At 48.5% G+C, this 13,193-nt stretch carries 11 protein-coding genes; 8 read left to right on the plus strand and 3 right to left on the minus strand.

Features of this window, described 5'->3' with window-relative positions; genetic code table 11:
* Window positions 1–7: 7 nt before the first annotated feature.
* The 3 genes from QYE77_RS01100 to QYE77_RS01110 are packed head-to-tail and all read left to right on the plus strand — an operon-like array spanning window position 8 to window position 1,359.
* Window positions 8–733, plus strand: a complete 726-nt coding sequence (locus QYE77_RS01100; RefSeq protein WP_315623428.1) for a YggS family pyridoxal phosphate-dependent enzyme — start codon at window positions 8–10, stop codon at window positions 731–733.
* A 20-nt stretch (window positions 734–753) separates the two neighbouring features.
* Window positions 754–1,023, plus strand: coding sequence for a YggT family protein (locus QYE77_RS01105; RefSeq protein ID WP_315623430.1), 270 nt, complete (start codon window positions 754–756; stop codon window positions 1,021–1,023).
* A gap of 6 nt (window positions 1,024–1,029) precedes the next feature.
* Window positions 1,030–1,359, plus strand: coding sequence for a DUF167 domain-containing protein (locus QYE77_RS01110; protein WP_315623432.1), 330 nt, complete (start codon window positions 1,030–1,032; stop codon window positions 1,357–1,359).
* On the opposite strand, the gene QYE77_RS01115 is transcribed toward QYE77_RS01110, so the two are convergent.
* The gene (locus QYE77_RS01115) at window positions 1,349–3,829 is read right to left on the minus strand and encodes a HEAT repeat domain-containing protein (RefSeq protein WP_315623435.1); all 2,481 of its coding nucleotides are present in this window, start codon (window positions 3,827–3,829) and stop codon (window positions 1,349–1,351) included. The genes QYE77_RS01110 and QYE77_RS01115 overlap by 11 nt on opposite strands.
* A gap of 3 nt (window positions 3,830–3,832) precedes the next feature.
* Complete coding sequence (locus QYE77_RS01120) at window positions 3,833–4,534, minus strand: zinc ribbon domain-containing protein (RefSeq protein ID WP_315623437.1); 702 nt, start codon at window positions 4,532–4,534, stop codon at window positions 3,833–3,835.
* Window positions 4,535–4,563: 29 nt separating this feature from the next.
* On the opposite strand from QYE77_RS01120, the gene QYE77_RS01125 reads away from it, so the two are divergent.
* From QYE77_RS01125 to QYE77_RS01145, 5 genes are all read left to right on the plus strand, one after another.
* Window positions 4,564–6,141: a hypothetical protein gene (locus QYE77_RS01125; RefSeq protein WP_315623439.1), complete on the plus strand. Its 1,578-nt coding sequence runs from the start codon at window positions 4,564–4,566 to the stop codon at window positions 6,139–6,141.
* Between the two features lie 335 nt (window positions 6,142–6,476).
* Window positions 6,477–8,300 (plus strand): YfhO family protein, encoded by a 1,824-nt coding sequence (locus QYE77_RS01130; protein WP_315623441.1) that lies wholly within the window; start codon window positions 6,477–6,479, stop codon window positions 8,298–8,300.
* A 112-nt stretch (window positions 8,301–8,412) separates the two neighbouring features.
* On the plus strand, window positions 8,413–10,662 hold the full coding sequence (locus tag QYE77_RS01135; protein ID WP_315623443.1) for a hypothetical protein: 2,250 nt from the start codon (window positions 8,413–8,415) through the stop codon (window positions 10,660–10,662).
* Window positions 10,663–10,689: 27 nt separating this feature from the next.
* Window positions 10,690–11,661 (plus strand): AAA family ATPase, encoded by a 972-nt coding sequence (locus tag QYE77_RS01140; protein ID WP_399389866.1) that lies wholly within the window; start codon window positions 10,690–10,692, stop codon window positions 11,659–11,661.
* Window positions 11,658–12,965, plus strand: coding sequence for a DUF58 domain-containing protein (locus QYE77_RS01145; RefSeq protein WP_315623447.1), 1,308 nt, complete (start codon window positions 11,658–11,660; stop codon window positions 12,963–12,965). The genes QYE77_RS01140 and QYE77_RS01145 overlap by 4 nt, the downstream gene beginning before the upstream one ends.
* On the opposite strand, the gene QYE77_RS01150 is transcribed toward QYE77_RS01145, so the two are convergent.
* Window positions 12,962–13,168 carry a CDGSH iron-sulfur domain-containing protein gene (locus QYE77_RS01150; RefSeq protein ID WP_315623449.1) on the minus strand — a complete coding sequence of 69 codons (207 nt, stop codon included), beginning with the start codon at window positions 13,166–13,168 and terminating at the stop codon, window positions 12,962–12,964. The two genes, QYE77_RS01145 and QYE77_RS01150, sit on opposite strands and share 4 nt — an antisense overlap.
* Between the last annotated feature and the right edge of the window lie 25 nt (window positions 13,169–13,193).

Here is a 13,193-nt window from a genome sequence, read left to right on the forward strand (position 1 = left end):
ATTGAGGATGACCTTGGAGGCCGGTGTTATTCGTGAGAACTATTTCAGGGTTTTAGAGCAAATTCACCAAGCTGCAAATCGAAGTGGCCGTGATCCCACACAAATCCGTTTAATCGTTGTTACCAAAGGTCAGCCGGTTGAAGTTATCCGTGCAGTGGTGGAAGCCGGGGCAAAGGATTTGGGTGAGAATTATCCAGAAGAAGCCCTTCCAAAAATAGAGGCTCTTCAGGGTTATTTTCTTAAGTGGCATATGATCGGTCATTTGCAGAGCCGGAAAGCCAAACTTGTTGCTCAATATTTTGATTGGTTTCAGGCGCTGGATAGCCTTCGCCTGGCTCAGAAATTAGAGCGAGTGTTGACTGAACAGGGGCGACGATTACCGGTTTTGCTTGAATTTAATGTTGGGGGAGAAGAGAGCAAATCAGGGTGGCGAGCTGAAAATCCTGATTCTTGGCCAGAGTTATTACCAGAGATTGAACAGATTTTGGTTACATGTCCTCATCTTGAGGTCCGAGGTATCATGACCATGCCCCCGTTGACTGATAATGCCGATCAGACACGGCGATATTTTGCCCATTCACGACGACTGCGCGATTTTCTGGCGCGGGCGTTTCCAAGTGTGTCCTGGAATGAGATATCCATGGGAACCAGTGCAGATTTTCCGTTGGCGATTGAAGAAGGGGCAACAATGGTGCGAATTGGACAGGCAATACTAGGCCCACGGCCTGAATAAAAATATTGCGAGAGGATTAAATGATGATTTGGTTGCTAATACAATTGATCCAAGCCCTTTCCACACTTCTGGTGATTGTGGTAATTGTGGATGTTGTGCTTTCTTATTTTCTCTCCCCTTTCCATCCAATCCGTTCTGCACTTGATCGCATTGTAGAACCCTTATTGACACCAATCCGTCGTATTGTTCCACCAGTCCAGATGATTGATTTTAGTCCAATAATTCTCGTCATTCTTATCCAAGTAGTTGAGTGGATACTCGTTGGCGTGCTAAGTAATATGCTCAGGTGATGCCCGATGGGAAAGAAGGAAAAACCTCGCTTTTCTCAGCCCAAACGTGGGGCTGCGCTTACTTTATGGGTAAAAGGTGGTGCAGGTCGGGATTGCGTTGAACATATCACCGATGAGGGGGTCGTGGTTGTCGCCTTACACGCTTCAGCCACTCGGTCCGATCAATTGAATGAGGCTCTGTTGGCGTTCTTGAGCAGTGTTTTGGGGGTAAAGCGGGCTGAGTTGGAAATTGTCGCTGGCTTTGAAAGTGAGCAAAAACTCGTTGCCGTCTTTGGTAAGGAACCTGAAAAGGTAGATCAGGCGCTAAGGAGGGCACTGCAAAAACCTAGTTTGTGATCTCTGCTTTAGGTTCGGAAAGGGAAAGCACCCACAAGGTATAGTTTGCCGTATGGCGCACTTCGGGATTATCGTGGTGTAAAAGAGTTTTTAAAGGTTGGACGTAAATTAAACGGGGTTGGGCGCGAATCATGGCCATCGCAGAAAGTTTTTCATTATCATTGCCCTGAATTAGGGCTTGCTGAAGTAGCGAATCTACAGGTTCTCCGGGCGTAATGCCTTGTCCTAATTTAGCGGCAAATGCAATCAGCCATGGTGCGTCATGGGGTGGGATTGTAGATGGATGCAAATATAAATGGGCTTGGTGAAGGCTTTCTAAAGCCTGGGTGGCAGCATTTCGTACAACCCACTGGCTGTCTTCTACGGCAATACGTTCCAATTCTTCCGCGACCCAGGGAGCTGGTAAATTTGCAATACCAATAACGGCTGCCCGCCGCGTGAGCAGATCTTCAGCAGATAAGGCTTCTTTAAGATGTTCTTCACCGCTAGGGATAATGTTGGCTAATGCTTCAGCCGCGGCGAGACGGAGGGCTTCATCTCCGAAGGTAAGGGCGCGTAACACGGCTTCTTCAGCCAAAGGGTCCCGGTATTGAGCCAACGCAAAACAAGCCCCCACCCGGACCATATCTTCAGGATCATTCAATAAGACTATGAGATCCTTCAACGCCCCTGTATCCCGTAAAAAACCACACCCTAAAGCAGCGTAAAGACGATGAGCGGATGTGTGGGCTTTCAGCCATTGGCGGAATAAGAGGGTCAAGGATGGATCATTTGTAGTAGCACAGGCAGCCAATCCCTCAAAGCCCACTTCGGGATTTTCTGGTTCGCTTTGCAAAGTAGGAAGGATGCGCTTCATCAGAAATGAGCGAATAGGGGCATTGCGTGGGGTTAAGCGTGCCCAGTAAAAAGCACGGTACAAGGTGTAGGCTGAATCCCCGTTTATCCATTTCTCGAACCAAGGCGTCTCGGGATGAAGAGCAGCGAAATGATAAATCAGCGTATCTTCAGCGCTCCAAAGAGGTAGCCCGGGTGTTTCCGGTAGCACCACAAGGTGACGTGCAGCCAAGAATGCCATGATATAAGGATGAGAAAAGGCGAGCCGTTCATTGCTGTGTTCGCGGAGAAGCCCTGCATCCAAAAGTGCCAGCAGGATTCGATTGCCGGGGCGAGCGGATCTGACCGTGGATGTGGAAGTCGGGCTCTTGACGATTTGCTCTTGATCATTGGATGAAGAAGCCACGCTTGGGATTTGCAGTTCGGAAACCGCCTGTTCAATTTCGCGCGGAGTGAGAGCGGGTTTACGGCTCTCGATAAAAGTATGCGCAATTGTGCTCAATGAGGTGACTGGGAGGCTGGGGCCACAAAGGCGGTTGATGTAGGCGTCAATCGCATCTGGAACTGTGCTCGATAGGTTGCCGGCTAGAAGCGCCCAGATGAAAAGCGTCCACTCTAATGGAGAATAGGTGGGGGTCGTGTCTACCCAACCTCGAACCAGAAGATCATCTAGAGGGACAATATTTGTTTTCTGTGAGGTGGGGATACCGATATGCTGATTCCACAACCGGCTCCAGCGGTTTACAAACGCTTCTACTTGATCATGCGTCCAGGCGGCTAGGGGCAAAGGCTCTATCCCGAGCTCAATTAGACCATCCAGATATAAATCAGAAGCACTCAGCAAAAGTCGGGTATATGGGTAATTGGTAAGCAGAGATTGGAGGTAAGAGGTCGCAGTATTAAGCATCTCTGGAGGGAGTTCATCTAGACCATCAAGAAGGAGCACCGCATCTCCGTCCATGAAGGCGCTTTTCAAAAAACTGAGCAGACGGGGTTGTGAGGTCAGAGGTAAGAAGCGAGTCAAAGCCCGATAGATGGGGTCTAAGGGGTCTACGGTTGGGGATATAAAAGGCTCTATATCAAGATAATGTAGAAAAATTGGGGTAAGGTTGGTGGCAAAACTCGGGAGATCTTCACGGCGCGCCAAAATTGAAGCAAGATGGGCTAATGCAACAGTCTTGCCGCTCCCGGGTTTTCCCACAATAGCAATTCGCTGCCATTGACTGAGTGCTTGAATGAGAGATAATGTGGTAGCCCCGAAACGTGAAATGAATTCAGGCCATTGAGGTAAGGGGGGAAACAGTTGCTCGTGGATGCGGGGTAATCTGGTGTCGGATTCACCCGTGGGCGGTTGGGGTGGAGCCAGTAATCGCGGCGGGATAATGACCTCGTCCAATGCGAATAAGTTGGCGGCGAGGTGGTTGCGTTGGGCACGGCGCAAGGCATCTTGGCGAATCGCGAATTCGGTACCAGCAAGTTGGCGCTGTTTGAAATGTTTAAACCACTGTTTTAATCCTTCGCGCAGATTAGGCCATTCTTTTCCTAACCGTGAGAGGACGAACCAGAACAGCGTTCCAGTTAAGAATCCGATCCAAAACGAGAGACGGTCGAGTTGTAATCCTAAAAAGCTGCGCATAGCCTACCCCGCGTAAAGGATTCGTCCACATGAACTGCAAAACACCAGTTGATGGGGAAATCGTGCCGCTTGTCGTTCGGCAGGTGTTAGGGTAGAACCGCAGGCAGAACAGGAATCATCTTCTACGGTCGCGACAGCGATTCCACGCTTACGTTCGCGCAATTGCTGATAGATGGCTTGGTTGTTGGGTTCAATTTGGTTGAGAATCACCTCACGTTCACGCCGCAGCCGTTCGCGATTACGAAGAAGGTTTTCCAATTCACCGCGCAGACTGGCATGTTGTTCGGTTTCTGTGGCAAGAGCATGCTGCAACTGGAGTTCAGCCTGGCGATATTCGGCTTCGGCTTGTTCGAGTTCGATCATGGCCTCCAGTTGGCGGTCTTCGAGGGCGCTCAGAGCACGTTTTAGGGCTTGTACCTCATTTTCTAGATCACGTAATTCTTTGGGGATTTTGACCCTTCCTGAATAAAGGTTTTCTTCGCTTTGTTCCAATTTTATCCGTTTGGACTGTGCTTCTTGTTCAATTTTTCTGAGCATCTGTTGTTTTTGTTTGAAGACAGCCTCAGCTTCCTGAAGAAGGCGTTGGGCTGCCTCAACTTCAGAATGGTTGGATAATAGGGCATTTATTTCCTGAGCCCGGGTTTCGATCTGGTCAAGTTGCGAGTCAATTTTCTGCAGTTGGAGAAGGTGGAACGCTTGGCTCATAGGACATTTTCCGAACCTTTAGGGTGATCATGATGAAGCGTTTGCCTCGCCAAGTTCATTTTAGTATACTTCATAACATGGGCGTACGTCGTTTCCCATGGATAGGCAGTTTACTTGTTTGGGGTTTGACCGGACTGCCTTATATTTTAGCAGCCCTCATTTCATCCGAAGAATGTATTTTTACAGGCTTTTTGTTTAATCCTATTGATGGTTATTCCTATTTAGCCAAGATGTACCAAGGATTTCAGGGGGAATGGTTATTCCGTCTGCCGTATACTGCTGAAGCGACCCCTTCAGGATATCTTTTTGTCTTCTACATTGCATTAGGGCATTTAGCCAGGCTGCTGAATCTTCCTCTGATTGGGGTGTTTCACGGTGCCCGTTTGTTATCAGCATGTGTTCTCATGCTGGCATTGTGGCAATTCCTAAACGTAGTTTTACAAGACACAACCAGAATAAGTTGGGTGTATTACTGGATTTTATTAGGAACAGGGTTGGGATGGTTAGCGACCTTGTGGGGAGGTTTCACGCCGGATTTTTGGCTGGCTGAGGCTTTTCCGTTTCTCTCTATGTTTGCGAATCCCCATTTCCCTTTGGGGCTAGGATTGCTTTTGTTTTATTTTTCGGTCTTTCTCCAATCCTCAGGTAGATGGGGGTTTATTGTGTCCCTATTATTGGGGGCGAGTTTGGGGGTTATTTTGCCTTTTGGGGTTGTTGTCGGCGGTGTTGTGAGCGCTGGCTATAGTATGTGGTTGTGGTTGCGCCGTCAACGTATTAGGGTAAGTACCTTACTTGGTTTTTGTTTAGGTGGTGGAATACTTCTCTTATATCAATATATAACGGTATTGCAGGATCCATGGCTGCGAGGATGGAATGCTCAAAACCTTACCCCCTCTCCCCCTCTATGGGATTACCTCATTGCCTTTTCTCCGGCTCTTGTGTTAGCAATATTAGGGGCCGTTAAGTCAAAACTTGAATCCCAAGTAAACCTTCCTTTCCTGTTGGTGTGGTTTGCTGCCGGTTGGCTCATGGCGTACAGCCCATGGGCGCTGCAGCGACGCCTTTTGGTCGGGTTCTACATTCCAATTGTGATTCTTGCGGGGCGTGGGAGTGTGTGGCTTGAGCAATGGAACAAGAGGGTAGGAAAAATACTGGGAAGGGCGGTATTTGCACTCTCTTTACCGACGACGGTAATCATTATTGTTTCAGGGCTTATGGCAGTTGCTAATGCCCATCCTTTATTGACGCTGGATAAGAATGAATATCGTGCTCTAAGGTGGATTGAAACTCACACGCCTCCAGAGGCGCTTGTCTTTGCTGCCCCCGAAACAGGGTTAATCATTCCGGCTTTTACCGGAAGACGTGTCGTATATGGCCATCCTTTTGAGACGGTGGATGCCAAAGTAGTGGGGAGTTGGGTGGTTGCTACACTTAAGACCACAGGTTCAGACTCGGATTTCATTCAGCACCTACAGGAACGTGGAGTGGATTACATTTTTTGGGGAACGCGGGAGCGTGATATGGCCAAACTAAACGCCCTCTCTTCGGTGCCTATTGTGGCTCAGTTTGGTGAGATTTATGTGTATGCGGTGCCGACTAAACCATGAGAGCAAGAATTAGACGCGGACTGCTAATCGGTGGAATATTATTGATCCCGCTTCTTCCTTGGTTACCTCAACTGGGGAAATGGCCTTTTCCTCCAGAGTCGACCTATACAGATGCGCTAATTGCACATTATCCTGGCGCTTGGGAGATTGCGAATTCGTTGCGCAAATGGGGTGAGATCCCTCTATGGTCAAACGCGTTTTTGGGCGGATATCCCTTGGTAGCGGATCCCCTTAGCAGTCTTTGGTACCCCCCCGCTTGGTTGAGTCTGTTGTTCCCCTCTCCATGGAGTTTTAACATCACTCTTGTTCTCCACCTTCTCTTTCTAGGACTGGGCATGTATCGCTGGTTAAGGCTGGAAGGGTATAACCGGTATGCCTCGCTGTTAGGGGGGTGGACCTTGATGTTGCTTCCCAAAGTTTTTGCTCACTGGGGAGCAGGGCATTACACTTTAATCTACGCTTTTTCATGGACGCCCTGGGTTTTAGTGGCAGAAAAGTTACGTCAGTTTTATGCGAAACAGGTATGGCCAGCATTCTTTTTCCCGGGATTGGTTTTAGGTTTGGGATGGCTGGCCGACTTGCGGTGGGGAGTTGTGTTATCCGGGTTGTGGTTGGGGTATGCAGTCTTAGGGGGGCTAAAATTATTACAAAGAAAGAACATCCCCCAGATTGGAACTTTTATTATCCAATTGATATGGGGTTTCATGGTTGCGGCACCTTTGCTTTTGCCTTTGCTAGAATGGTTACCTTTAACCACGCGAAATGAATTAAACCCCTCTGAGGCGTTGACGTATTCATTACCCCCTCATTATTTAATTGGGCTGCTATTTCCCGGCTTTGGGCGGGCGCATGAATGGGTGACGTATTTGGGGATAGTCCCAATTAGCATGTTGGTGTTAGTAATTGCAGTGCCCACCTTAAGACACTCACTCAGAGGTTGGCTCATTTTGGGGGGATTGGCCATGCTTGCGGCGCTCGGGGCTTATTTTCCAGGGGTGGATCTAATCATGCATCTACCCGTGACAAATTTGCTCCGGGTTCCCGCACGCTTCTGGTTCATAGTCGGTTTTGTGGCTTCGCTTTCTACTGCGGCTGGGGTGAATTGGCTCATGGCGTCACCCCGCGTGCTACGTCCTGATATTATCCTTTGGTTGAGCGGTTTACTGGGATTTATTGTATTTTTGACTCTGGGGTGGCGTCTTCTCTTTGGGGAGATGCCTCTTTTATTGCTCTTTGGAATAGTCCTGTTAGCCGTGTTGGTACTAACTGTTGCCCTGTGGGAACGTCAGCGGTTAAAGAGGGACATAGGATGGACAATATTGGCTTTATTGTTACTTGTAGATTTGGAAATCGTCAACAGGACTTGGATCGTTTTTCACCCTGAAGATGAAATTAGGGAGAAGACATCGAATTTGGTCACCTTTTTCCGTCAGGACAATGGGATTTTCCGTATCTATTCACCCTCTTTTTCATTGCCGCAGTATATTGCCGTACGAAACCAACTGGAATTGGCAGATGGGGTTCATCCCTTACAGTTGAAAACCTATGTAAGGTACATGAGCATGGCTACTGGCGTTCCGCAGGAGGGTTACTCGGTTACTTTGCCCCCATTTGTAAGCGGTGACCCTCAGATAGACAATCGTTTTTACTTTCCCCGTGCGGATTGGTTGGGATGGTGGAATGTTAAGTATGTGGTTTCGGCTTTTCCCTTACAGGTAACTGGACTGGAATTGATTACCCAAATTGATGGTCAACTCATTTATTTGAACCGTCGTGCTTTCCCACGCGCATGGATTCAGTCTGGTCTTTTCTGGCCGCCTCGGATTGAGGGGGAGGCTGAGATCATTCGACGATCACCCAATGAATGGAAGATCAGGGCACAAGGGCCAGGATGGTTGATTTTAGCCGAGGTGGCATATCCTGGTTGGGAGGCCTCTCTGGATGGCCAGCCGAGAATGGTGCAATCCCTTCAGGGGCTTTTTCGAGCAATTGAGGTTCCCGTGGGAGACCATGTGATTTCTCTTAGGTATAAACCTCGGCTCCCGATTTTAGGAATAGCGCTTGCGGTTTTTGCCTGGGGTGTGGTTCTAATGACTCCCGTCGTGAAGCATATCTTTATGCGTGGGGCAAGAGTAGAACACCTTAGAATCAATAAGTGATAAAGGCTCATCATTAAAAAATTCGTATAGTCAATGTAACACGATGAGAATTCCCAAACCCTCTTATTTGATCATTTTCTTGTTACTCCCGTTACCTCTAGTTGGAGGGGCGTTGCTCCAGGGAAAAGTGCTGTATTGGGGACTGCCAGTCCTGCAGTTTATCCCCTGGCGCGCTCTGGCATATGAACAGGTCTTTAGAGGCGAACTTTTTCCGCTTTGGAACCCATTGAATGGCATGGGGGCACCGCTTCTGGCTAATTATCAATTAGCCTGGTTTTATCCGCCTTCCTGGGTTTTAGGGCTTTTTTATTGGTTGGGGGGCGCTCCGTTATTGGCCTGGGGATTTACACTTCTCACTGCATTACATCTAACATGGGCAGGATGGGGGATGGGACGGTTAATGAAACGACTGGGATGTGGTGTATTAGGTCAAGTCGTGGCTGGGGTTGCCTTTAGTTATAGCCAGTATTTCATCGCGCGGATTAATTTCTTTAGCATGATTTGGACCGGGGCATGGCTGCCATGGGTGGTGAATAATGTTGATGAGATGTTCATGACCTCTTCCGAGGAAAAACCAATCAGGGCAAAAGTTCTATCGCTGGCTTTGGTATTAGCCATACAGTTGCTGGCTGGTCATGCTCAATTGACCTGGTACACTTGGCTATTGGCTATGGCGTGGGGGTTGATTCGATGGCTGTGGATGAGAGATAAGAAAATTGGTCCGTTTGCCGGGGGATTTGTAGCACTTTTATGGGCGGTAGGATTATCGCTGGTTCAGTTATTACCGACTGCCGAATATTTATTAAACTCTCAACGGGCAACTCAGGTGGATTATGAACAGGCTATGACCTATTCCTTATGGCCATGGCGATTAACTGGCTTTTTAACTCCAAATCTATTTGGAAACCCGGGTTTAGATGGTTACTGGGGTTACGCTAATTATTGGGAGGACGCGGTATATATTGGCATCCTTCCTTTGATTATGGCTTTGGCCACTTTAAAAAAGGCCTTTCGAGTTTGGAGGAAAGGAGAAGTTTCGACGTCTGAAAGGCTGATTGTTTTTCTATGGGGAATTGTTGCTGTGGGCATTCTTTTAGCCCTAGGTAAAAACACCCCCCTTTACAGCTGGTTATATCGGTATGTACCCACATTTGATATGTTCCAAGCGCCTTCACGCTGGTTGATATGGACGGTTTTTGGCCTTGCTGTTTTGAGCGGCTTAGGGATCGAGACTTGGCGGAAGCCTGAAGGGCGGGTGGTGTATGGACTGCGATTAAGCGTTGCTGGTTCGCTGGCAGTTATGCTCTCGGCGTGGTGGGCGTCTCATCTACTCTCGGATCTAAAATCATCCTTTGCGAATGCTACGTTTCAGTTCGGTTGGATTACCTTAGGGGCTGTGGTGGTATTGCTTCTCACTCCAGCAGAGTCATCATCCACGAGGCTTCGATTGAGTTGGGGATGGTTATTTTTGATATGGGTGGTGGTAGATATTCTCGTGTCCTCTAGAGGATTGATCCCTGTTGCAAGCATGGAAATTTATCGCCCGGTGGATCTTCCTCATGAATTACAACCAGTGATTCAACAAGGGCGTCTTTATTTGCCACCTCCAGATGAATATGAACTCAAATTCAAACGCTTTTTTCGATTTGACCGTTATCAAAAGAGTGGAGAGTACGTTGGGGCGTTACGGGCTTCGTTGTTGCCCAATCTTAATTTGCTAGCGTCAGTGCCGTCCCTAAATAACTTTGATCCTCTTCAGCCCGGTTGTTATAACAGGCTAATCACTTTTGTTGAATCCCAACCCGAATCCCTAAAAGCGGCTTGGCTAGAAAATCTCAATGTGGCGGTGGTTGAATATCATGATTTCCCATCTTCTCTGGGAATAACATATCATCTTCTTAATCCGAAAGAGCGTTGGCAATGGTTTACGTGCCTTGAAGTTGAACCCTCATTGTCTTTGGCGTTGATGAGATTAGGAGATGTGATAAACTCTGAATCGCGGTGCTTGATTCTTATAGGGACTCAGGGTGAAACAGAGAGAGTAGAAATGCCTTTGTCAACCGCCAGTATTTTGTCGGTGAGTGAGAATTTCAACAGGGTTGTTTTAGAGGTGGAAACCACCGGTTCGGGCTGGTTGCGGATGACTGATTTATGGTATCCTGGTTGGAAGGTTATAGTGGATGGGCATTTGCAACCGTTGCTGCAGGTAGATGGATGTTTACGAGCCGTGTTTCTTACGGCAGGAAAACACATGGTTCAGTTTGTTTATAAGCCGGTCTCTATTTCTATTGGTGCGATAGTCAGCTTTTTGGCATGGTTAGCCTGGCTAGGAATTGCTTGGGTAGAATGGATTAAGCGGTGAGAGAGAAGGGAGACCTAAATTATGGACATGGTTGCAGTAAAAGTCCAGCAATTCGCTGATAAATTATTGGCAAACCTTGAAAAGGTTATTGTTGGAAAACGTCAAACGCTGGAACTAGTCGTCATCGGACTGCTTTGTCAAGGACACCTGCTGATTGATGATGTTCCGGGGGTAGGAAAGACGATTCTGGCACGCAGTCTGGCCAAATCGCTTGGATGTGCATTCAGCCGCATTCAATTCACCCCAGATATGCTGCCCAGTGATGTTACTGGAGTATCAATTTTCAATCAGGCAACACGAGAGTTTGAGTTTCGCCCTGGACCAATTGTGGCGCAGGTAGTATTGGCCGACGAAATCAATCGGGCGACGCCAAAGACACAATCGGCTTTGCTAGAAGCAATGGAAGAGCGCCAAATCACCGTAGATGGTATTACTCACCCCCTCCCTCAACCATTTATTGTGTTGGGGACGCAAAACCCGATTGAATATGAGGGCACTTTTCCGCTACCCGAGGCGCAGTTGGATCGTTTCTTGATGAGGATACGTATAGGATATCCGGAACTTGCCGATGAAATCCGCATATTAGAATTGCAACAACTGCGACACCCGTTGTTGGACTTACAACCAGTTGCCACCGCAGAAGAGGTGCTGGAAGCTCAAGAAGCCATTAAGACCGTCTATGTTTCTCCAGCAGTGGAACGGTACATCGTAGAATTGGTGCGTGCAACGCGTGATCATAGCGATGTTTATCTCGGTGCCAGTCCACGTGGGAGTTTGGGGTTATATCGCGCCGGACAGGCACGTGCGGCGATCAAAGGACGCGATTATGTTCTTCCAGATGACATCAAGGTGCTAGCCGAGCATGTCCTGGCCCATAGAATTATTATCCAGCCAGCGGCGCGATTGAAAGATCTAACGGCAGAGCAAATCTTGCGCGAAATCTTGATGACCCTTCCGGTGCCGGGGGGAAGTGTGGTACAGAAACTACAAAGCGAATGATTATCCGCCGAACTTCGTTATTTTTTATTGGAGCATTAGCCTTCGTTGTCGTTGCCCTTTTCCTAGGGGGAGGGGCGACTACACGTGTTTACCTTCGTTTGGCCTATGGCATCGCATTGCTCATAGTGTTCTCATGGCTATGGACGTCGCAAATTCTACGCCATGTACAGGTTGAACGGCAAGCTCGCGGGTTTCGTTATCAAGTTGGTCAGATATTCGAAGAGCGCTTTGAGATTCGGAATACAGGATATCTCAACATAATTTGGTTAGAGGTTCGAGATCTTTCCCCTTTACCTGAGAAACACTTCTCACGCGTTCTTTCAGAAATTGGCCGAGGCGAAGAGCGGTTCTTCGTGACTCGCACGATATTGCATCGACGAGGGGCTTTCCCTTTGGGGCCAACGATTTTGGTCTCTGGGGATCCGTTTGGCCTGTTTGCAGTGCGACGAGAAGTGCCAGCCTCGAAAACCTTGTTGGTTCTCCCTTACATGGTAGATATACATTCTTTCCCGGCGCCGCTTGGCCGGCTGCCCGGCGGAAGAGCCCTTCATCGGCGTAGCACAGAGGTGACCCCCTATGCAGCAGGGGTACGGGAGTATTTTCCGGGCGATCCCCTTAACCGTATCCACTGGCGAAGCACGGCCCGGCATGACCGGTTCATGGTTAAGGAATTTGAGCAGGATCCTTATGCGGATGTTTGGCTGTTTTTAGATGCGCACATGAGCGCTCATGTCTCACAAGAAGATACGGTGGCTGCTCACGGACAGCCTGTTTGGATCTGGATGCAGAAATCAGCTCCGATCTTACCGCCGAGCACCTTTGAGTATGCTATTTCGGCGGCGGCGTCTATCGGCCGATATTATTTACGCCACGGCCGCGCGTTGGGCTTTGCTTGTGTTGGTCCCAATTTAAGCATTTTGCCGGCAGAACGCGGCGAACGGCAACTGGATAAATTTTTAGAAATCTTGGCCTTTGTCCAACCCAATGGTCATCTTCCCCTCTTAGGGTTAGTTCAAAGTCAGGCTGGTTATTTGGTACGTGGAACAACGGTTATTCTGGTGACCGCAGTCAGCGGTCAGGAGGTGGTTTTAGCAGTTGAGGAACTACTTCGACGCGACCTTAATCCCATTTTGGTTTTAGTAGATCGAAGTTCATTTGGCGGAAGAGGTGATGTGGCCGTTACACGGGAGCAAATCCAAGCATTAGGGGTACCTGTGTTTACCCTTCGCCGCGATGAAGATCTTCGCACTGCACTGGAAACTCAAACGTTACCAGGTAATTTGGGGAACAGGATGGTATCCTAATTGTTCCCTTCATCAGCCTGAGGCTCTTTGGGCGCATGTACAACAACCGGGCCCACTTCGCTGTCTAAGGTTTTATGGGTTCCATCGCAAAAGGGGAATTGTTTGGATTTAAAGCAGCGGCAAAGCGCTACCACTTCCCCATATTCCAGATGAACCGTGGTGCGCAGGTGACCGGCGCGATTTTCAGTTGTGTGTTCGGCCATAATTGTCAACCTCCATCATCCAATG

It is taken from the genome of Thermanaerothrix solaris, from assembly GCF_032334255.1.
GTDB lineage: Bacteria > Chloroflexota > Anaerolineae > Anaerolineales > Anaerolineaceae > Thermanaerothrix > Thermanaerothrix solaris.

Coding starts and splice junctions, on each gene's coding strand:
- QYE77_RS01100 (WP_315623428.1), top strand. CDS start 8: ATGACCTTGGAGGCCGGTGTTATTCGTGAGAACTATTTCAGGGTTTTA.
- QYE77_RS01105 (WP_315623430.1), top strand. CDS start 754: ATGATGATTTGGTTGCTAATACAATTGATCCAAGCCCTTTCCACACTT.
- QYE77_RS01110 (WP_315623432.1), top strand. CDS start 1,030: ATGGGAAAGAAGGAAAAACCTCGCTTTTCTCAGCCCAAACGTGGGGCT.
- QYE77_RS01115 (WP_315623435.1), bottom strand. CDS start 3,829: ATGCGCAGCTTTTTAGGATTACAACTCGACCGTCTCTCGTTTTGGATC.
- QYE77_RS01120 (WP_315623437.1), bottom strand. CDS start 4,534: ATGAGCCAAGCGTTCCACCTTCTCCAACTGCAGAAAATTGACTCGCAA.
- QYE77_RS01125 (WP_315623439.1), top strand. CDS start 4,564: ATGATGAAGCGTTTGCCTCGCCAAGTTCATTTTAGTATACTTCATAAC.
- QYE77_RS01130 (WP_315623441.1), top strand. CDS start 6,477: ATGTATCGCTGGTTAAGGCTGGAAGGGTATAACCGGTATGCCTCGCTG.
- QYE77_RS01140 (WP_399389866.1), top strand. CDS start 10,690: ATGGTTGCAGTAAAAGTCCAGCAATTCGCTGATAAATTATTGGCAAAC.
- QYE77_RS01145 (WP_315623447.1), top strand. CDS start 11,658: ATGATTATCCGCCGAACTTCGTTATTTTTTATTGGAGCATTAGCCTTC.
- QYE77_RS01150 (WP_315623449.1), bottom strand. CDS start 13,168: ATGGCCGAACACACAACTGAAAATCGCGCCGGTCACCTGCGCACCACG.